We start from the raw sequence: 19,910 nt of genomic DNA on the forward strand, positions 1-19,910 counted from the left end.
GCCGCCAAGGCGTCGCCGGCCGCCGGATAGGCTCCCCGCCATGTCGCCCCGCATACCGCTGCCGCCGCCCCCGCCGCCCGTAGAGCTCCGGAGCTGGCCCGACCGGCGGGCGCTGCTGGCCGACCGGGAGTTCGCCATGGGCACCCTGGGGCGGTGGCTGCTAGGGCCCCGGCGGCTCACGATGTTCCTGGTCTGCTGCGGGCTGCTCCAGCTCGGCTGGGCGCTGATCGGCGTGACGCTGGTGGGCGCCGCCGAGACCGCGGGCAACGAGCAGCCCGAGTACCTGGGCCTGCTGGTCGCGGTCTTCGTCGGCCTGCTGGGGCTCGGCGTCTTCGCCCCCGCCGTCTGGCTGACCGTGCGCGGCGTGCGCCGGGACCGGGTGGCGCGCGAGCGGCTGCTGGCCTGGGCGGCCCTCGACCGGGACGCGGCCTCGGACGCGCGGCTGCGGCTGCCGGTGCTGAGCGCGAGCTGGCTGGTGCTGTCGTTCGCGCTGTGCGCAGTCGGGCTGTGGACGGCCTTCGCGGTGCCGCTCCGCACCGACCCGGCGGACGGCGGCTACGGCGTCGTCGCGTACGGCATGGGCGCCGCGCTCCTGCTGTGGGTGACGGGGCTGACCGGCCTCGCGAAGGCGTTCGGGCACTACCGGATGGCGGTCCGGCTCACCGCCCGGCCGGGTGACCGATCAGCATCGTCGGGGCTCCCGCGACCCGAGTGAGCAGCACCGTCGCGGAGTTGGGGCCCTTGGGCTTCACCCGGCGGCGGATCTCCTCCGGTTCGACGGCGGAGCCGCGCTTCTTCACGGTCAGCGTGCCGACCTCGCGCTCGCGCAGCAGGGCCTTCAACTTCTTCAGGTTGAAGGGGAGTTCGTCGGTGATCTCGTAGGCGGCGGCGTACGGGGTGGGGACGAGCGCGTCGGCGGTGACGTACGCGATGGTCGGGTCGATCAGCCCGCCGTCGAGCTCCCGGGCGACCTCGGCGACCAGGTGGGCGCGGATGACGGCGCCGTCGGGCTCGTAGAGATAGCGGCCGACGGGCCGCACGGCCGGGTCGGGCAGGGTCCCGCCGGTGAGGCTCGCGCCGCCGGGCAGCAGGGTGGCGCGGCGGGCGCCGGGCTCGGTGCCGAACCAGAGCACGGCCTCCTTCACGTCCCCGCCGTCCGAGATCCACTCCGCCTCGGCCTCCTCGGGCACCGCCTCGTGCGGGATGCCCGGGGCGATCTTCAGGGCCGCGTGCGGGGCCGTGCGGGCCGCCTCGACCGCCCAGGACAGCGGCGGCGAGTACGCCTCGGGGTCGAAGATCCGGCCGCGTCCGCCGCGCCGGGCGGGATCGACGAAGACGGCGTCGTACGAGGAGGTGTCGATCTCGGTCACGTCCGCGCAGCGCACCTCGATCAGCCCGTCGAGGCCGAGCGCCGCCGCGTTGGCGCGGGCCGCCTCGGCGGTGAGCGGGTCGCGGTCGACGGCGAGGACCGCGATCCCGGCGCGGGCGAGCGCGAGGGCGTCGCCGCCGATGCCCGAGCAGAGGTCGGCCACGCCGCGCACGCCGAGCGCCTTGAGCCGGGCCGCCCGGTAGGCGCCGACGGTGGCGCGGGTGGACTGCTCGACGCCGTTGGGGGTGAAGTACATCCGGTGGGCGTCCTCGGCGCCGAACTTCGCCACCGCCCGCTGCCGCAGCCGGGCCTGGCCGAGCGCCGCCGAGACCAGCTCGGTGGGGTGCTCGCGGCGCAGCCGGGAGGCGACCGCCAGCTCCTGGGCGGGGTCGTAGTCGCGCAGGGCGGCGAGGAAGGCCTGCCCCTCGGGGGCGAGCAGGGCGGCGAAGGCGGCGAGGTCGGTCACCCGTCCCATTCTGAGGGGCGCGCGGGGCGTGTGGGCCGCCCGGGGGACCGTGCGGGCCGCGCCGGTGGTGTCGGGGCCCGGGAGGGGGTCGGCGCTGAAAGGATGCGGCGCCATGCAGCTAGTACGACAAAAAGAACAAAAGCGATCATTCCGGACTACTCGGATGGTCGGCGCCGCCCTCGCGGTCGCCGCGCTCGGCTCCGCCTGCGCGGGCCCCGGCGGCGCGGAGCAGTCGGCGCCCCCCAAGCCCGCCGCGGGCCAGCCGCACGCGCAGAACGCGGCCGGCGCGCTCGGCTCGTACGCCGACCGGGTCCGCGCCGAGCGCGCCGCCCGGGTGGCCGCCGCCAGGAAGTGGGGCCTGGCCCAGCCGCCGCTGGAGGCCCCTGCGCCGCCCAAGGTCAAGCCGAGGATCACCACCCGCAAGGGCTTCGAGACCGACGGGGAGGGCCTGCCGCCCGTCTTCACCACCGTCCCGACCAAGCAGAAGATCGTCTTCCTGACCATCGACGACGGCGCCGAGAAGGACCCCGAGCTGCTGCGGATGATGAGCGAGCTCAAGCTCCCGTACAGCGCCTTCCTCAGCGACTACCTGGTCAAGGAGGACTACGGCTACTTCCGGAAGATGCAGACCTCCCAGCCCGGCGGGGTCGCCCTGCACAACCACACCCTCAACCACCGCTACCTGCCGGGCCTCGACTACGCCGACCAGAAGCGCGAGATCTGCGGGATGCAGGACGTCATCGAGAAGCGCTTCGGCAAGCGGCCCGAGCTCTTCCGCCCGCCGTACGGCAACTACAACGAGGACACCCTGCGCGCGGCCAGGAGCTGCGGGGTCAAGGCCGTTCCGCTGTGGGCCTCCGAGGCGTTCCCCGACCACATGGAGTGGCGCGAGTGGGACCGGGACCTGCACCCCGGCGACATCGTCCTCACCCACTTCCGGGGCAAGGAGGACTGGAAGGGCACCATGCCGGACATGATCCGCCGGGTGATGAAGACCATCACGGCGAAGGGCTACGCGGTGGCCAGGCTGGAGGACTACGTATGAGCCGGGCGCGCCGGCTGGCAGCCGCACTGGCCCTGACCGGCGCGCTGCTCGCCCTCACCTCCTGCGCGAGCGCGGCCGACCCGATCGACCCGATCGAACGGCTCGGCCGCAAGGCGGCGGAGCGGGTCACCCCGCACCCGCCGCGCGCCGGCCGGCCCGCCCCCGCCCCCGTCCCCTCCGGGTCGGCGTCCCCGTCCCCGTCCCCGACCCTGTCGGCGTCCACGGCCCCGGTCAGGCCCCTCGTACGGAACCACGGGCACCGGCCGCACGTTCTTCCGGGAGCGTCCCCGCGTCACGCCACAGGGTCGTGAATTGGCACTCCGCTTGACCGAGTGCTAATCGCGGTCATAGTCTCGCTTCTGGCACTCCCCACCGGAGAGTGCCAACACAGCGACGGGCAGGTCCGGCACCCGCGACGACGGATCCACCTGGTCGCCACCTCAGACAGTTAACCCCGCGAGATCTCCGAAGGGGGAGGTCGGATCGTGACGACCGCCAGCTCCAAGGTTGCCATCAAGCCGCTTGAGGACCGCATCGTGGTCCAGCCGCTCGACGCCGAGCAGACCACGGCCTCCGGCCTGGTCATCCCGGACACCGCGAAGGAGAAGCCCCAGGAGGGCGCCGTCCTCGCCGTGGGCCCGGGCCGTTTCGAGAACGGCGAGCGCCTGCCGCTCGACGTCCAGGTCGGCGACGTCGTGCTCTACAGCAAGTACGGCGGCACCGAGGTGAAGTACAACGGTGACGAGTACCTCGTCCTCTCGGCTCGCGACGTGCTCGCGATCATCGAGAAGTAAGTCACCCAGGACCTTCACAGGCACCTGAAGATGCTTTGAGCTGCGCCCCTGACCCCTGTGCTTTTCCGCGGGCGTCCAGGGGCGCAGTTTTCTTTCAACGATTTCGAGAGGGCTGAACCGCTTCCATGGCGAAGATCCTGAAGTTCGACGAGGACGCCCGTCGCGCCCTTGAGCGCGGCGTCAACAAGCTTGCCGACACGGTGAAGGTGACGATCGGCCCCAAGGGCCGCAACGTCGTCATCGACAAGAAGTTCGGCGCCCCCACCATCACCAACGACGGTGTCACGATCGCCCGCGAGGTCGAGATCGAGGACCCGTACGAGAACCTCGGCGCCCAGCTCGTGAAGGAGGTGGCGACCAAGACCAACGACATCGCGGGTGACGGCACCACCACCGCCACCGTGCTCGCCCAGGCGCTCGTCCGCGAGGGCCTGCGCAACGTCGCCGCCGGCGCCTCCCCGGCCGCCCTGAAGAAGGGCATCGACGCCGCGGTCAAGGCCGTGTCCGAGGAGCTCCTCGCGACCGCCCGCCCGATCGACGACAAGTCGGACATCGCCGCCGTCGCCGCGCTCTCCGCGCAGGACCAGCAGGTCGGCGAGCTCATCGCCGAGGCCATGGACAAGGTCGGCAAGGACGGTGTCATCACCGTCGAGGAGTCCAACACCTTCGGCCTGGAGCTGGAGTTCACCGAGGGCATGGCCTTCGACAAGGGCTACCTCTCGCCGTACATGGTCTCCGACCAGGAGCGCATGGAGGCCGTCCTCGACGACCCGTACATCCTGATCAACCAGGGCAAGATCTCCTCCATCCAGGACCTCCTGCCGCTGCTGGAGAAGGTCATCCAGGCCGGTGGCTCCAAGCCGCTGCTGATCATCGCCGAGGACGTCGAGGGCGAGGCGCTCTCCACCCTCGTCGTCAACAAGATCCGCGGCACCTTCAACGCCGTCGCCGTCAAGGCGCCCGGCTTCGGTGACCGCCGCAAGGCGATGCTCCAGGACATGGCCACCCTCACCGGTGCCACCGTCATCTCCGAGGAGGTCGGCCTCAAGCTCGACCAGGCCGGTCTGGACGTGCTGGGCACCGCCCGCCGCGTGACCATCTCCAAGGACGACACCACGATCGTGGACGGCGCCGGCTCCTCCGAGGACGTCCTCGGCCGCGTCAACCAGATCAAGGCCGAGATCGAGTCCACGGACTCCGACTGGGACCGCGAGAAGCTCCAGGAGCGCCTCGCGAAGCTCGCCGGCGGCGTGTGCGTGATCAAGGTCGGCGCCGCCACCGAGGTGGAGCTCAAGGAGAAGAAGCACCGCCTTGAGGACGCCATCTCGGCGACCCGCGCCGCGGTCGAGGAGGGCATCGTCTCCGGCGGTGGCTCCGCGCTCGTCCACGCCGTCAAGGTCCTGGAGGGCAACCTCGGCCTGGCCGGCGACGAGGCCACCGGTGTCGCGGTCGTCCGCCGCGCCGCCGTCGAGCCGCTGCGCTGGATCGCCGAGAACGCCGGCCTTGAGGGCTACGTCATCACCTCGAAGGTCGCCGAGCTCGACAAGGGCCAGGGCTTCAACGCCGCGACCGGCGAGTACGGCGACCTGGTGAAGGCCGGCGTCATCGACCCGGTCAAGGTCACCCGCTCCGCCCTGGAGAACGCCGCCTCCATCGCCTCCCTGCTGCTCACGACCGAGACCCTGGTCGTCGAGAAGAAGGAAGAGGAGCCGGCGGACGCGGGCCACTCGCACGGTGGCCACGGCCACTCGCACTGAGCACCGTAGCTCGTAGCTCGTAGCTCGTAGCTCGTAGCTCGTAGCTCGTAGTCCGAGGCCCGGTGCCCCCGTCGCGGGGGCACCGGGCCTCGGGTGTTCCCCGGACCTCCCGCTACGCCTCGACCGCCCCGAGCCGCTCCATCAGCCCGAGCATGTCGTACTGCCACCACCCGGCCACGGCCTTGCCGTCCTCCCGGAAGCGCTGGATGAGCGTGCCGGTCATCTCCACCGCGATGCCGCTCGGCTGGAGCCCCATGAAGTCGCCGGTGTGGGTGCCGTTCCAGGTCCAGCGGGTGCACACCCGGTCACCCTCGGCGATCTGGTCCTCGACGGTGAACGCGAAGTCGAAGCCGCCCCGCCACGCGTCCACCTCGCGGCGCACCGCGTCCATGCCGACGGCGTCCACCGGGCTGGACGGATCGTGGTCGTGGTACCCCTCGGCGAGCACCTCGTCGAGCAGCGCCACGTCCTCCCCGCCGCCGAGCAGCGCGAGGAAGCGGCGCGAATTGCCCTTGCAGAGGGCCTCGTCGCGGACCACGTCCAGATCCGTGAAGGTCGGCATCTCGTCGCAGAGCGCGACCATCTCGCGGAAGATCCGGTCGGTCTCCGGAAGCTGTGAATTGCGCATGGCCACGTCGTACGAGGGGAACTCGACGATCTCCACGACGTGCGAGGCGTCGGAGCGGTCCGTGCCGACGATGCTGTGGGTGGCCGTGCGCCTGCCCTTGGTCTGCGCGACCCACTCGTCCATGAGCCGGTTCAGGTCCTCGATCCGACTGGTCTTGCAGTCGATTATCTGTACGAAACTCATGACGCCTCCCGGGCCGGGACGGACCCTTCCAGTCTAGGTCCGCGGGACCGGGGTGCCCTGGCAGCATGGAGGGCCTGGGGGCGCGGAGGGGGCGGGTGCATGGAGGGGACGGGGGGCATGGAGCGGGGGACGCGCATCGACAACACCGCGGGGATCGTGGTCGTCGGCGACGGCAACCGGATCGCCGTCGGTACGGCGCCGCCCGTCCGGTCCGCCTACCGGGAGCAGGTCCGCCGCCTGGCCCCCGCCGAACTGGTCGGCCGCGAGGAGGAGTTGGCGGAGCTCGCCGCCTTCTGCCGGGCGGACGGCCCGGGTTGCCTGTGGTGGCGGGCCGACGCCTGGGCCGGGAAGACCGCGCTGATGGCCCACTTCGCCCTCGCGCCCCCGCCCGGCGTACGGATCGTCGCCTTCTTCGTCACCGCCCGCTGGGCCGCCCAGAACGACGCGGCGGCCTTCCTCGACGTCGTCCTGGAACAGCTCGCCGAACTCGCCGCCGAACCGCTGCCCGCCCTCCTCACCGCCGCCACCCGCCAGGCCCACCTGCTGCGCCTGTACGGGACGGCCGCCCGCGCCTGCGCCGCGCGCGGCGAGCGGCTCGTCCTCCTCGTCGACGGGCTCGACGAGGACCGGGGCGTCACCACCGGACCCGACGCCCACTCGATCGCCGCCCTCCTCCCGTACGACCTGCCGGTCATCGCCAGCGGCCGGCTCAACCCGCCGCTCCCCGCCGATGTCCCCGAGGACCACCCGCTGCGCGACCCGGCCGCCGTGCGGCTCCTCGCCCCCTCCCCGTCCGCCCGCGCGGTCCGGGTCGAGGCGGAGCGCGAGCTGAAGCGCCTGCTGACGGCCGGCGGCCTGCCGTACGACCTGCTCGCCCTGCTCACCGCGGCGGGCGGCGGGCTCACGGCGGACGACCTGGCGGAGCTCACCGCCGAAGTGCCCTACCGGGTACGGGACCTGCTGCGCACCGGCCACGGCCGCACCTTCGCCCCCGCCGGCCCCGGCTACCTCCTCGCCCACGAGGAACTGGCCGCCCAGGCCCGGGAGATGCTCGGCGTCCGGGAGCTCGACGGCTGCCGGGACCGGCTGCACGCCTGGGCGGACCGGTGGCGCGGGCGCGGCTGGCCGGAAGGGACGCCGGAGTACCTGCTGCGGGGGTACGTGGCGGTCCTGCGGGCGGCGGGGGACGCGGAGCGGCTGGCGGAGTGCGCCCTCGACCCCGTACGGCACGACCGGCTGCTGGCGGCGACCGGCGGCGACGGGGCGGCCCTCGACGAGGTCCGGGTCGCGTCGGAGGCGGTCCTCGCGCGGGCGGCGGAGCCGGGGGCGCTCGACGTGCTGCTGAGCCTGGCGCTGCGGCGCGCCGCCCTGCGGAACCGGAACGGCCGCATCCCGCCGGAGCTCCCGGCCGCCTGGGCGGAACTGGGCGCACCGGACCGGGCGCTGGCCCTCGCGCGGGGCCTCGCCCCGGAGGCCCGGGTGCACGCGCTGTGCGCGGTCGCGGAGGTGCCGGACGGCGGCCCCGATGCCGCCGGGCGGACCCGCGCGCTCCTCGCGGAGGCGGAGGCGGCGGCCCGCGAGACCCGCGAGACGGAACGCACGTTCGCGCTCTGGAGAGTCGGCTCGGCCTGGATCCGGGCGGGCGAGCCGGAACGGGCGGCGGAGGTGCTGCGAGCCCTGCCGGAGGGCGTCGCCCGGCAGCGCCCGGGGCTCGACCTGATCGGCCTGTGGGCCGCTGCGGGCGAGTTCGAACGCGTGCGGGACGCCGTACGCGGCGAACGGGACCGGCGTACCCACGACGAGGGCCTGGCCGTCCTCTGTGCCGCCCTCGCGGCGGCGGGCCGCCCGGCCGAGGCCCTGGACCTGGCCCGTGCGGCCCCGGCCCGGGGACGGGCACTCGCCCTGATCCGGATCGCGGGCGCGCCGCGCGGCGCGGCGGCGGCAGGCTGCGGGGCGGCGGACCTCCTGGCCGCGGAGGAGCGGGCAGCCGCCAGGTGGGGGCAGCCCGACGGGCAGACGTGTGCCGGGTGGGCGGCCGCGCTGGTCGAGGAGGGGCTGGCGGCCGTCGGATGGGAGGAGCTCGACCGGGACGCCGGGTTCGCGGAGGAGCTGGTCGGCGCCCTCGTGGCGAACGGTGCGGCCGGGCACGCCGAGCGGCTGACCGCCGAGGCGCGGGAGCGGTGGGCGGCGCGGGACCGGCGGCGCCCGGCGGACGGCATCCTGCCCGCGGCCATGCGGTCGGCCTTGGCGCTCGGCCTCGTCGCGGCGGGTGATCCGGACCGCGCCGAGGAGCTGGCGCGCGAGCTGGGCGCGGCGCACGACCGGGAGCGGGTCCTGGCGGCGCTCGCCGAGCACTGGGCCGGGGCGGGCGCCGTCGCGCGGATTGAACCCCTGCTCGCCGAGGTGTCCGACGGGGGCTATCGCCTCCGGGTGGCGAGGGCGCTCGTCGAGGCCCTGGCCGGGGCCGGGAGGTGTGAGGAGGCGGAGGCGCTGGCGTGGCGGGAGGGTCCGGCGGGCGACCGGCGGGTGCTCGCGCTCAAGGTGGGGCTGGTGCGCGCCCTCACCGCCGCCGGGGTGGGCGCCCGGGCGGCGGCCCTGCTGGGCCGGATCGAGGCGGAGAGCCGGGCGGAGCGCCCGGACGAGGCCGCCTGGGTGCTCGGCGCCGTCGCGGAGGCACTCGCGCTCGGCGGCCGGCGGGAGGCGGCCCATCGGCTCACGGAGGGGCTGGTACCCGGGACCGTGGCGGAGCGCCGGGTACTCCGGGTGGTGCGGGGACTGGTCGCCGCCGGGCGGTACGAGGCGGCGGCGGAAGCGGCTCGCGGAGCCCGGCCCAATCAGCGGGACCACCTCCTGGACCTGATCGCCCGGTGCCGGGGCACGCGGGACCCCCGGGAACTGGCCGAGGAGTTCGACCGGCCGGTGCCCGGCCGGGGCTGTGTGCGGGTGGGGATACGGGAGGCGGTGCCGCGCCCGCTGCCCGCGCCGCTGGAGGGGGCCTCGCCCCGGCAGGCCGAGGGGGCCGCGGCCGCCGCCCGCGCCCTGCACGCGGCGGGCCGTGACGCGGAGGCCGCCGCCGAGCTGGCCCGTGCCGTGGGCGCCATGCGCTGGGTGCTGCGCACCACCCTCGCGCCCCTGCCCGCGGTGGCCCTGGCCCAGCGGGAGCTCGGCGCGGCCGGGGCGGCGGAGCTCCTGGACGAGGCTGAGGAGTACCTGCGGTACCTCTCCGGCGGGCGTGAGACCGCGGCCCTGGCCCGGGCGTGCGTCGCCGCGGGCCTGCCCGACCGGGCGGTCGCCCTGGCCCTCCGGCACGGCCCGGTGCGCCGGGACCGGGACGCCGACGACGCCCTCGACCTCGTCAAGGTGCTGGCCCGCGCGGGGGAGCACGCCCGCGCGGAGCGGCTCCTCGCCGGGCTCGCCCCGCTCGGCCCTGCGTGCACCCCCGCGTACGCCGTGCTGGCCGTCGAGCACCCCGACCCGGCCCGCGCCCGCGAACTCGCCGCCCTCGCCCTGCACCTGGGCCCCTGGTACGAGGCGGCGCCGGCGGTGCTGGCGCGGGAGCCGGGGACGGCGGACCGGGTCGTCGCGGAGGCGGAGCGGCTGCGCGCCCTGCTGACCGGCCCCCGCGAGGAACCGGGCCCGCCGGACACCCCCTAAGTCCTGTCGTCGAACCCCCGCCCGCCCGCCCCGCCCTACGCCGACCGCTCCAGATCCGCCGCCCGCACCTCCTCGGCGAACGGCTCCCCCCGCCCGTACCGCGCCACCTCCTCGATCGCCCCGTCCGCCAGCCGGTGCAGCTCGTTGCCGAGGGAGCCGGCCACGTGCGGGGTGAGGAGGACGTTGGGGAGGGTCCACAAGGGGGAGTCGGGGGCGGGGAGTTCCGGGTCCGTGACGTCGAGGACCGCGTGCAGGCGGCCCGCGACGAGGTGGGGGAGGAGGGCGTCCTCGTCGACGAGGGAGCCGCGCGCGGTGTTGACCAGGGTCGCGCCGTCCGGCATCGCCGCGAGCTGCGCGGCGCCCAGCATGTGGCGGGTGGCGGGGAGCTGCGGCGCGTGCACGGTGACGACGCCGGAGCGGGCGCAGAGCTCGTCCAGCGGGACCAGGGCCACGCCGGGGCCGGGATCGGTGACGTACGGGTCGTACAGCAGGATCTCGACGTCGAAGGGGCGCAGCAGCTCGATGACCCGGCGGCCGATCCGGGAGGCGCCGATGACGCCGACCGTGCGGCGGTAGTTGCCCCAGGGGGCGGACTCGTCGAGCCAGGCGTCGCCGGTGCGCAGCTCCCCGTACGCCCGCGCGGAGCGCAGCACGCCCTTCCCGGCGAAGAGGACCGCGGCGAGCGTGTACTCGGCGACGGGCAGCGCGTTGGCGGCGGCGACCGAGGCGACCCGGATGCCGCGTTCCCAGCAGGCATCGGTGATGTGGTGCTTCACCGAACCCGCCGCGTGGACGACGCCCTTGAGGCGCGGCGCGCGGTCCAGCACCTCGGCGGTGAGCGGCGTGGCGCCCCAGCAGGTGAGCAGGAGTTCGGCCTCGGCGAGGGCCGCTGCGGTCCGCTCGTCGGGGGCCGTCAGGTCGTGGGCGACGAGCAGCGGGTCGGTGCGGGCGAGGGCGGCGAGGCGCGCCCGGTGGGCGTCGGTGAGGAGCCGGCCGGCGGTGCCGGGGCCCATGGCGAGGAGGAGGGCGGGGCGGTCGTCGGTGCTTCTCCGGCTACGGGGCACGGCACGGCTCCTGACACGGCGGCGCGGACGGGGTCGGCCGCGATCCTGTGACCGCCCCCGGCCCAAGTCAAGAGCGGAAGATCAATTGATCGGAATCCGCTCACGGGCGCCGGGGGCCGGGGGGCTGGTACTGGGGCGGTCACGGGATCGCTCCCGTTACGCGCCTACTTGGGCCCGTACTTGCGTCCCGCGCGGGAGGACACCCCGCCGAGCAGCCCGCGCGGGGCCAGCTTCACCACGCCCATCAGCGCCTTGTACCGGGGGTCCGGCACGGACAGCGTGCGCCCGCGGGCCAGGTCGGCGAGCGCCTCGGAGACCAGCTTGTCGGCGTCGAGCCACATCCAGCCGGGGATGTTGTCGGTGCCCATCCCCGCCCGCTGGTGGAACTCCGTCCGTACGAAGCCGGGGCACAGCGCCATCAGCCGCACCCCGCTCCCGGCGAGGTCCCGCGCGGCGCCCTGGGTGAACTGCACGACCCACGCCTTCGACGCCCCGTACGTGCCGCGCGGCAGGAACGCGGCCACCGAGGCCACGTTCACCACGCCGCCGCGCCCCCGGGTCCGCATCGAGTCCGCCGCCGCCGAGGTCAGCCGCAGCACCGCCTCGCAGTGCACCTTCAGCATCTTCAGCTCGTCGGCCATGGAGACTTCGAGGAACCGGCCCTTGTTGCCGAAGCCCGCGTTGTTCACCAGCAGGTCCACCGGCCGCGCGGCGTCCGAGAGGCGCGCCACGACGGACTCGATCCCCTCCTCCTCGGAGAGGTCGGCGGCCAGCACCTCCGCCTCGATCCCGTGCCGGTCGTGCAGCTCCGTCGCCTGGTCCCGAAGCCGCTTCACATCGCGTGCCACGAGCACCACGTCGTGCCCGTCCGCGGCCAGCCGCCGCGCGAAGGCGGCGCCGATGCCCGCGGTCGCGCCCGTAATCAGTGCAGTCGTCATACGCGGCACGTTAGCCCGCGGCGCGTGAACACCGTGTGCGGGAAGGGGCGTCACCGGCCCCGGCGGCCGATTCCCGCCCCGCGCCCGCCCCTCTGGGGCCGCGGGCGCCTACTCCCCGTACTTCTCCGCGTACTTCCGCGCCAGCCCGAGCAGCCCCGACTCCATCCACTCCGCCGCCACCAGCGTCTCGGGCAGCAGCGAGCGGTCGGTGGTGGCCGCGTGGTGGAGGCGGGTGATGGTGATCGGGTGGTCGGGGCGGTGGACGACCTCGATGGGGTCGCCCGCGCGGACCTCGCCCGGCGTGATCACGCGCAGCAGCGCGCCGGGGCCCGCCGCCGACTGGTTGAAGCGGCGCACCCAGCCGTCCTCCTCGACGAAGCCGGCGAAGGTACGGCAGGGGATGCGCCCGCCGGTGACCTCCAGGACCAGGTCGGGGCCTATCCGCCAGCGCTCGCCGACCAGGGCGCCGTTCACGTCCAGGCCCCGGGTGGTGAGGTTCTCGCCGAAGGAACCGGCCGGCAGCGGGCGGCCGAGCTCCCGCTCCCAGGCGTCCATGTCCTCGCGCGCGAAGGCGTGCACGGCCCGGTCGGGGCCGCCGTGGAAGCGCAGGTCGCACACGGTGTCCCCGGCGACCCCGCTGGCCCCGCCGGGCACGGGGGCGGCGATCGGGACCGGGCCCTCGACCGGGCGCTTGTCGATGCCGGTGAGGCCCGAGGGGGCGTTGGTGTAGCCGACGGTCTTGGGGCGGCCCACGTTCACGCTCAGCAGTTCCATGGGGGCAGCCTAGGGCCTGTCCGGCGGCGTTCTCAAAGGTCAGAGCATGAATTCGGCATCGTATCCAAGGGTGGCTTATGCTTGAGCCATGATCGAGGCCCGCCACCTCCGTGTCCTGCGCGCCGTCGCCGCCACCGGCTCCTTCTCCGCCGCCGCGCGCGAACTCGGCTGCACCCAGCCCGCCGTGAGCCAGCAGATGAAGGCCCTGGAGTCCTCCGCCGGCACCCCGCTGCTGATCCGCACCGGCCGCGAGATGCGCCTCACCCAGGCGGGCGAGGCGCTGGTCCGGCACGCCTCCGGGATCCTGGCCGGGCTCACCGCCGCCGAGGAGGAGGTCGCCGCCATCGCGGGCCTGCGGGCCGGGCGGGTGCGGCTGGTGTCCTTCCCCAGCGGCAGCTCCACCCTCGTCCCCACCGCCCTCGCCGCGCTGCGCGCCGCCCACCCCGGCACCCGGGTCTCCCTGGTGGAGGCCGAGCCGCCGCGCTCGGTCGAGATGCTCCGCGAGGGCGACTGCGACGTGGCCCTCGCCTTCCGCTACGGGACCGGGCCCGACAGCTGGGACGACCTGGTGGTCCGCCCGCTGCTCGCCGACCGGCTCGTCGGCCTGGTGCCCGAGGGGCACCGGCTGGCCGGGGCGGACTCGGTGGCCATCGGCGAACTGGCCGAGGACCCGTGGATCGCCGGCTGCCCGCGCTGCCGCCGCCAGCTCGTGGACGTCTGCCGGGAGGCCGGCTTCACCCCGCGCATCGACTTCGCCACCGACGACTACCCGGCCGTGGTCGGCCTGGTGGGCGCCGGTCTGGGCGTGGCCGTGCTGCCGCAGCTCGCCATCGAGTCCGTACGGCCCAAGGGCGCCGTCACCGTGACGGTGGAGCCCGCCGTGGAGCGCGAGATCGTGGCGCTCACCCTTCCGGACCTGGCCCAGGTCCCGGCCGTCGCCGCGACCCTCGACGAACTGACCCGGGCGTCGGCCCGCGCCTCCGGACGCCCGGCGGCGACGACACGCGGCTAGTCCGTCCGGGTGGCCCCGGGGCGCCGCCGTACGGGTGGTCCTTCGCCTCCGTCCGGGGGACCCCGATCGGGGGCGGGGGGCGCCGTCCGGGGGATCCGGGTCCGGCCGGACGGGTGCGGGCGCGGGCCCGTCGGGGTGAGTGCGCCGGGCCGTCCGGGTGAGGACCCCTCGGCCGTCCGGGTGGGGCCGCCGGTATCGGCCGGCCGAGCGCGTTCACCCGTCCCGGGGTACGCGCCCGCCGTCCGGGCGACGGCCCCCCGCGCGGGCGGCGGAATCCGCCCGCCCCGGACCGAGTGAAGAAACGTTACTTCAGGCGTGGCCCACGCCTGCCGAACTCGTGTGGGACGCCCGCGCGGGGGCGGACGTCGTGACCAGGCGATTGCGCGCTCGACCCATGAGCTCCTCGCGCTCGTCCTCGGTGAGGCCGCCCCAGACGCCGTAGGGCTCCCGTACCGCGAGTGCGTGTGCCGCGCACTGCGCGCGCACCGGGCACCGCATACAGACCTCTTTCGCCGAGTTCTCGCGCGCACTCCGTGCCGCGCCGCGCTCTCCCTCGGGGTGGAAGAACAGGGAGCTGTCGACCCCGCGGCAGGCCGCGAGCAGTTGCCAGTCCCACAGATCGGCGTTGGGTCCGGGAAGGCGGGAGAAATCTGCCATTGCGCTAGTCCCCTTGAAACCGTGTCGAACGGATTGGTGGGCGGTGTGATGGCTTGGCCGGCTCGATCGACGGGGGCCCTTCGTCCCTCGTGGGTGCCGCGGACCGGCTCTCGCGGGCTCGGTCCGACCGTACAACTACTGTCGAAGTAGATGTAAATATGACTCATTGCGAATCTAGCCACAGACACCGCGAAAAGGGAAGAAAACCCGCTAAATGGGGCATAGCTTCGGGTGAAGGACGGATGACCTGCGACGCTCTCCTCCGCGTACGGTCCCTCACATAGAGTGCCGAAGGCGGCCGTCCGACCCGTAACTCTTTCGAGTGACCATCGTTAGAGAGTGCGGAGGCGGTTGAAGAAGAAAGCGCTCGGACAGGTGTCCGGGGGTGTCAACCGCACAGGTGACGATACGTACCAGCCCTGGAGGCTCAAGGTGACGCGCTTCAGCTGCGAGAGCCGCGGAGGTCAGGCATGACTTCCGTCCTCGTCTGCGACGACTCCCCGCTTGCCCGAGAGGCGCTTCGCCGCGCGGTCGCGACCGTGCCCGGCGTGGAGCGCGTGACCACCGCGGCCAACGGCGAGGAAGTCCTCCGCCGCTGGGGCGCGGACCGCTCGGACCTGATTCTGATGGACGTGCGGATGCCCGGCCTGGGCGGCGTGGAAACCGTCCGGCGGCTGCTCTCCGCGGACCCCGGCGCCCGCATCATCATGCTCACCGTCGCCGAGGACCTGGACGGCGTCGCGCTCGCGGTCGCCGCCGGTGCCCGTGGCTATCTGCACAAGGACGCCTCGCGCGCCGAGCTGCGGGCCACCGTCACCCAGGCCCTCGCCGACCCCACCTGGCGACTGGCCCCGCGCCGGCTGCGTTCGGCCGAGATGGGCGCCGCGCCCACCCTCACCGCCCGCGAGATCCAGGTGCTGGAGGGCATGAGCCACGGCCGGTCCAACGCGGAGATCGGGCGCGAGCTCTTCCTCTCCGAGGACACCGTCAAGACCCACGCGCGCAGGCTGTTCAAGAAGCTGGGCGCCTCCGACCGGGCGCACGCCGTCGCCCTCGGATTCCGCTGGGGCCTGGTCCGCTGACCTGCGGCCATCGGCCGCATCCCCGTCCGCCGAGCGGCGGACGGGGTGGGCTTGTGTCACTTCTCCGCGGAATGCCGCATCCTTGAAGGTGTGGAGTTCCTCGGGGACGAGACGAACGAGCGAGCGGACAACGAGCGGAAGGGGAGGGCGCAGGGGATGAGTGCCGGCGCACCTGCTCATAACGCTTCGGTGCACAACTACGGACGCGGTGCCGCGAACGAGCAGGCGTCAAGGCACCATGGAGCGATGCGCGACGACGAGACCATGGGGTCCCCCGTGCCCGCCGGGCAGGGGGAGATCGGTGCACTCGTTCACCGTGCCGTGGAGGGGGACCAGCAGGCCACGCACGACCTCCTCGCGCGCGTGCACCCCCTCGCCCTGCGCTACTGCCGGACGCGGCTGAACCGGCTGCCCGGTGACGCCCGCCACTTCGTGGAGGACCTCGCCCAGGAGGTCTGCGTCGCGGTCCTGATGGCGCTGCCGCGCTACAAGGACACGGGCAGGCCCTTCGAGGCGTTCGTCTTCGCCATCGCCGGACACAAGGTCGCCGACCTCCAGCGGGCCGCCATGCGGCACCCGGGCTCGACGGCCGTGCCCTCCGACGAGATGCCCGAGCGGCCCGACGACTCGCTCGGGCCCGAGGAGCGCGCGCTGCTCAGCGACGACGCCGAGTGGGCCAAGAAGCTGCTCGCCAACCTCCCGGAGAACCAGCGCGAGCTGCTCGTCCTGCGGGTCGCCGTCGGGCTCACCGCCGAGGAGACCGGGCAGATGCTCGGGATGTCCCCGGGCGCGGTCCGGGTGGCCCAGCACCGGGCGCTGAGCCGGCTGCGGGCGCTGGCCGAGCAGTAAGGGTGACAAGGGGCCGGTGGCCCTCACGTACACGTACGAACGTCCAAAGCTGCTCGCTGATCTTGCTCGTGGAATGAGACCGGGTCGCGGCCCGTTAGCATGGACATCCGCACCGATCAAGGCCATTGGGGAAGGTGTCATGACCAACGTCGACGGAGTGCCCGAGAAATTCGCGACACTCGGGCTGACCTACGACGATGTACTGCTGCTGCCGGGTTCGTCCGACATGGCGCCCGACCAGATCGACACCTCCTCGTACATCTCCCGGAACGTGCGGGTGAACATCCCGCTGCTGTCCGCGGCGATGGACAAGGTCACCGAGTCCCGGATGGCCATCGCGATGGCCCGCCAGGGCGGCGTCGGCGTGCTGCACCGGAACCTCTCGATCGCCGACCAGGCCAACCAGGTGGACCTGGTCAAGCGCTCCGAGTCCGGCATGGTGACCGACCCGATCACCGTGCACCCGGACGCCACGCTCGGCGAGGCCGACGCGATCTGCGCCAAGTTCCGCATCAGCGGCGTCCCGGTCACCGACCCGGCGGGCAAGCTCCTCGGCATCGTCACCAACCGTGACATGGCCTTCGAGTCGGACCGCAGCCGCCAGGTGCGCGAGGTCATGACCCCGATGCCGCTGGTCACCGGCAAGGTCGGCATCTCCGGCGTGGACGCCATGGAGCTGCTGCGCCGCCACAAGATCGAGAAGCTGCCGCTGGTCGACGAGGCCGGGCTGCTCAAGGGCCTCATCACGGTCAAGGACTTCGTCAAGGCCGAGAAGTACCCGAACGCCGCCAAGGACAAGGACGGCCGGCTGCTCGTCGGCGCGGCCGTCGGCGTCGCGGGCGACTCGTACGAGCGCGCCCAGGCCCTCATCGAGGCGGGCGCCGACTTCATCGTCGTCGACACCGCGCACGGTCACTCCCGCCTGGTCGGCGACATGATCGCCAAGATCAAGTCGAACTCCTCGGTGGACGTCATCGGCGGCAACGTCGCCACCCGCGACGGCGCCCAGGCGCTCGTCGACGCCGGCGCGGACGGCATCAAGGTCGGTGTCGGCCCCGGCTCCATCTGCACCACCCGCGTGGTCGCCGGCATCGGCGTCCCGCAGGTCACCGCGATCTACGAGGCGTCCCTCGCCGCCAAGGCGGCCGGCATCCCGGTCATCGGCGACGGCGGCCTGCAGTACTCCGGCGACATCGCGAAGGCACTCGTCGCGGGCGCCGACACGGTGATGCTCGGCTCGCTGCTCGCGGGCTGCGAGGAGTCCCCGGGCGAGCTGCTCTTCATCAACGGCAAGCAGTTCAAGTCGTACCGCGGCATGGGCTCGCTGGGCGCCATGCAGTCCCGCGGCGACCGCAAGTCCTTCTCCAAGGACCGCTACTTCCAGGAGGGCGTCGCCTCCGACGAGCAGCTGATCCCCGAGGGCATCGAGGGCCAGGTGCCCTACCGCGGGCCGCTCGCCTCGGTCGTGCACCAGCTCACCGGCGGTCTGCGCCAGTCGATGTTCTACGTCGGCGGGCGCACGGTCCCGGAGCTCCAGGAGAACGGGCGCTTCGTGCGGATCACGTCGGCGGGCCTCAAGGAGAGCCACCCGCACGACATCCAGATGACCGTCGAGGCGCCGAACTACAGCAGGAAGTAACACTCCGCGACACAGGGGGGCGGTTCCGGCATGTGGCCGGAGCCGCCCCTTACGCGTGTGTCGGGGATACTGGTAGGCGCAGACCAAGAGGGAAAGGCCACACAACGTGACTGAGATCGAGATCGGGCGCGGCAAGCGCGGCCGTAGGGCGTACGCGTTCGACGACATCGCCGTCGTACCGAGCCGCCGCACCCGGGACCCGAAGGAGGTCTCGATCGCCTGGCAGATCGACGCCTACCGCTTCGAGCTGCCCTTCCTGGCCGCCCCCATGGACTCCGTCGTCTCCCCGGCGACCGCCATCCGGATCGGCGAGCTCGGCGGCCTCGGCGTGCTGAACCTCGAAGGTCTGTGGACCCGCTACGAGGACCCGCAGCCGCTGCTCGACGAGATCGCGGAGCTGGACGAGGAGACCGCGACCCGCCGTCTGCAGGAGATCTACGCGGCCCCGATCAAGGAAGAGCTGATCGGGCAGCGCATCAAGGAGGTGCGCGACGCGGGTGTGGTCACCGCCGCCGCCCTCTCCCCGCAGCGCACCGCGCAGTTCTCCAAGGCCGTGGTCGACGCCGGCGTGGACATCTTCGTGATCCGCGGCACGACCGTCTCCGCCGAGCACGTCTCCGGCGCGGCCGAGCCGCTCAACCTCAAGCAGTTCATCTACGAGCTCGACGTCCCGGTGATCGTCGGCGGCTGCGCCACGTACACCGCGGCCCTGCACCTGATGCGCACCGGCGCCGCGGGTGTCCTGGTCGGCTTCGGCGGAGGCGCCGCGCACACCACGCGCAACGTGCTCGGCATCCAGGTCCCGATGGCCACCGCCGTCGCCGACGTGGCCGCGGCCCGCCGCGACTACATGGACGAGTCCGGCGGCCGGTACGTGCACGTGATCGCCGACGGCGGCGTGGGCTGGTCCGGCGACCTCCCGAAGGCGATCGCCTGCGGCGCCGACGCGGTCATGATCGGCTCCCCGCTGGCCCGTGCCACGGACGCGCCCGGCAAGGGCCACCACTGGGGCATGGAGGCCGTCCACGAGGACGTGCCGCGCGGCAAGCTGGTGGACCTCGGCATCGTCGGCACCACCGAGGAGGTCCTCACGGGCCCGTCGCACACCCCGGACGGCTCGATGAACTTCTTCGGCGCCCTGCGCCGCGCGATGGCCACCACGGGCTACAGCGAGCTCAAGGAGTTCCAGCGCGTCGAGGTGACGGTCCACGACGCGCAGCACAAGCGCTGACGCGTACCCCGTACCCGGTACGTACGCGAGGGGCCCCGCACCGGGTGGTGCGGGGCCCCTCGCGCGTGTCCGGCGCCTCTTACTGCGCGGCCTTCTTCGAGCCGCTGAAGGCGGCGAAGGCGGCGAGGGCGAAGAAGAGGAAGGTCAGCGGGTCGAGCTCTTCCTTCCACGCCGCCTGCACGACGTCGAGGTGGTCGAAGAGGATCGTGGTGACCGAGACGTCCAGCTCCTTGGCGCCGATGATCGCGATGGTGAGCAGCTGGCCCACGTAGACGGCGCCGAGCGAGAGCACCGCGCTGACCACGGGCAGGGCCGGGTTGCGGCCGCCGGCCTTGCCGGCCGCGAAGCCGACGAGGAAGCCGACACCGACGGCGGCCCAGCCGATCTCGCGCTCGATGGCGCCGGCTATCCCGCCGTAGACCCCGGCGGCGACGAGCGCGGCGACGAGGGCGACGACCAGGCCGAGGCCCACGTTGGAGCGGGCCGGCGGGGCGGGCGCGAGCGGCGGCTGTTCGAAGGGCTGCTCGGTGCCCTGGGCGAACGGGTTGCCGGGCGGCGGAACGGGCTGAGACATGAAAAAGTTCCCCCCAAGGGACGCGAAATGAAGCGGCCTGGAGGCTAGCAGCCCCCTGTGACATCTTCACAGGGGGTTTACTTCGGACGCTCTCTAGGTCCTGTCGTCACACTCGCGTCGTCGCCCGGAGGGCGGCCTCGCGGCGTCAGGTGCGTGCTCTCGGCGTGCCGGGCGCACGCCCTCGTACTGGACGT

General features: G+C 73.7%; 18 protein-coding genes. 11 read left to right on the forward strand and 7 right to left on the reverse strand.

Features of this window, described 5'->3' with window-relative positions; genetic code table 11:
• Window positions 1-40 precede the first annotated feature (40 nt).
• Window positions 41-715, forward strand: a complete 675-nt coding sequence (locus AB0C99_RS03175) for a hypothetical protein (RefSeq protein ID WP_362468611.1) — start codon at window positions 41-43, stop codon at window positions 713-715.
• On the opposite strand, the gene AB0C99_RS03180 is transcribed toward AB0C99_RS03175, so the two are convergent.
• Window positions 660-1,844, reverse strand: a complete 1,185-nt coding sequence (locus AB0C99_RS03180) for a class I SAM-dependent methyltransferase (protein ID WP_362468660.1) — start codon at window positions 1,842-1,844, stop codon at window positions 660-662. The two genes, AB0C99_RS03175 and AB0C99_RS03180, sit on opposite strands and share 56 nt — an antisense overlap.
• Window positions 1,845-1,947: 103 nt before the next feature.
• Here AB0C99_RS03180 and AB0C99_RS03185 point away from each other — a divergent pair, with 103 nt between their 5' ends.
• From AB0C99_RS03185 to groL, 4 genes are all read left to right on the forward strand, one after another.
• Window positions 1,948-2,880: a polysaccharide deacetylase family protein gene (locus tag AB0C99_RS03185; protein WP_362468613.1), complete on the forward strand. Its 933-nt coding sequence runs from the start codon at window positions 1,948-1,950 to the stop codon at window positions 2,878-2,880.
• Entirely contained in the window at window positions 2,877-3,191 is a 315-nt protein-coding gene (locus AB0C99_RS03190) for a hypothetical protein (RefSeq protein WP_362468615.1), read from the forward strand. The genes AB0C99_RS03185 and AB0C99_RS03190 overlap by 4 nt, the downstream gene beginning before the upstream one ends.
• A 174-nt stretch (window positions 3,192-3,365) precedes the next feature.
• Window positions 3,366-3,674: a co-chaperone GroES gene (gene groES, locus AB0C99_RS03195; protein WP_030022440.1), complete on the forward strand. Its 309-nt coding sequence runs from the start codon at window positions 3,366-3,368 to the stop codon at window positions 3,672-3,674.
• A 125-nt stretch (window positions 3,675-3,799) separates the two neighbouring features.
• The gene (gene groL, locus AB0C99_RS03200; RefSeq protein ID WP_362468617.1) at window positions 3,800-5,431 is read left to right on the forward strand and encodes a chaperonin GroEL; all 1,632 of its coding nucleotides are present in this window, start codon (window positions 3,800-3,802) and stop codon (window positions 5,429-5,431) included.
• Between the two features lie 112 nt (window positions 5,432-5,543).
• Here groL and AB0C99_RS03205 read toward each other — a convergent pair whose 3' ends face one another.
• The gene (locus AB0C99_RS03205) at window positions 5,544-6,242 is read right to left on the reverse strand and encodes an ester cyclase (protein WP_362468619.1); all 699 of its coding nucleotides are present in this window, start codon (window positions 6,240-6,242) and stop codon (window positions 5,544-5,546) included.
• Between the two features lie 117 nt (window positions 6,243-6,359).
• On the opposite strand from AB0C99_RS03205, the gene AB0C99_RS03210 reads away from it, so the two are divergent.
• The gene (locus AB0C99_RS03210; protein WP_362468621.1) at window positions 6,360-9,896 is read left to right on the forward strand and encodes a hypothetical protein; all 3,537 of its coding nucleotides are present in this window, start codon (window positions 6,360-6,362) and stop codon (window positions 9,894-9,896) included.
• Between the two features lie 35 nt (window positions 9,897-9,931).
• Here the strand turns inward: AB0C99_RS03210 and AB0C99_RS03215 are convergent, their stop codons facing one another.
• From AB0C99_RS03215 to AB0C99_RS03225, 3 genes are all read right to left on the reverse strand, one after another.
• Window positions 9,932-10,909: a hydroxyacid dehydrogenase gene (locus tag AB0C99_RS03215; protein WP_362468662.1), complete on the reverse strand. Its 978-nt coding sequence runs from the start codon at window positions 10,907-10,909 to the stop codon at window positions 9,932-9,934.
• 215 nt (window positions 10,910-11,124) lie between these two features.
• Window positions 11,125-11,898, reverse strand: coding sequence for an SDR family oxidoreductase (locus AB0C99_RS03220; RefSeq protein ID WP_362468623.1), 774 nt, complete (start codon window positions 11,896-11,898; stop codon window positions 11,125-11,127).
• Window positions 11,899-12,006: 108 nt separating this feature from the next.
• The gene (locus AB0C99_RS03225; protein ID WP_362468625.1) at window positions 12,007-12,672 is read right to left on the reverse strand and encodes an MOSC domain-containing protein; all 666 of its coding nucleotides are present in this window, start codon (window positions 12,670-12,672) and stop codon (window positions 12,007-12,009) included.
• Between the two features lie 88 nt (window positions 12,673-12,760).
• On the opposite strand from AB0C99_RS03225, the gene AB0C99_RS03230 reads away from it, so the two are divergent.
• Window positions 12,761-13,684: a LysR family transcriptional regulator gene (locus AB0C99_RS03230; protein ID WP_362468627.1), complete on the forward strand. Its 924-nt coding sequence runs from the start codon at window positions 12,761-12,763 to the stop codon at window positions 13,682-13,684.
• A gap of 309 nt (window positions 13,685-13,993) precedes the next feature.
• Here AB0C99_RS03230 and AB0C99_RS03235 read toward each other — a convergent pair whose 3' ends face one another.
• Window positions 13,994-14,341, reverse strand: a complete 348-nt coding sequence (locus AB0C99_RS03235; protein ID WP_362468628.1) for a WhiB family transcriptional regulator — start codon at window positions 14,339-14,341, stop codon at window positions 13,994-13,996.
• Window positions 14,342-14,811: 470 nt separating this feature from the next.
• Between AB0C99_RS03235 and AB0C99_RS03240 the strand changes: the two genes are divergently transcribed.
• The 4 genes from AB0C99_RS03240 (at window position 14,812) to AB0C99_RS03255 (ending at window position 19,142) form a co-directional block, all read left to right on the forward strand.
• Window positions 14,812-15,423 (forward strand): response regulator transcription factor, encoded by a 612-nt coding sequence (locus AB0C99_RS03240; RefSeq protein WP_003948568.1) that lies wholly within the window; start codon window positions 14,812-14,814, stop codon window positions 15,421-15,423.
• A 246-nt stretch (window positions 15,424-15,669) separates the two neighbouring features.
• Complete coding sequence (locus tag AB0C99_RS03245) at window positions 15,670-16,272, forward strand: sigma-70 family RNA polymerase sigma factor (protein WP_046908296.1); 603 nt, start codon at window positions 15,670-15,672, stop codon at window positions 16,270-16,272.
• Window positions 16,273-16,411: 139 nt separating this feature from the next.
• Complete coding sequence (guaB, locus tag AB0C99_RS03250; RefSeq protein ID WP_362468630.1) at window positions 16,412-17,911, forward strand: IMP dehydrogenase; 1,500 nt, start codon at window positions 16,412-16,414, stop codon at window positions 17,909-17,911.
• A gap of 106 nt (window positions 17,912-18,017) precedes the next feature.
• Window positions 18,018-19,142, forward strand: coding sequence for a GuaB3 family IMP dehydrogenase-related protein (locus tag AB0C99_RS03255; RefSeq protein WP_362468632.1), 1,125 nt, complete (start codon window positions 18,018-18,020; stop codon window positions 19,140-19,142).
• Between the two features lie 79 nt (window positions 19,143-19,221).
• Here the strand turns inward: AB0C99_RS03255 and AB0C99_RS03260 are convergent, their stop codons facing one another.
• A complete protein-coding gene (locus tag AB0C99_RS03260; protein ID WP_362468634.1) occupies window positions 19,222-19,716 on the reverse strand; it encodes a hypothetical protein in 495 nt (164 codons plus the stop codon).
• Window positions 19,717-19,910 lie beyond the last annotated feature (194 nt).

This window comes from Streptomyces sp. NPDC048659 (genome assembly GCF_040650575.1).
In the GTDB taxonomy this organism is placed as follows: Bacteria; Actinomycetota; Actinomycetes; order Streptomycetales; family Streptomycetaceae; genus Streptomyces.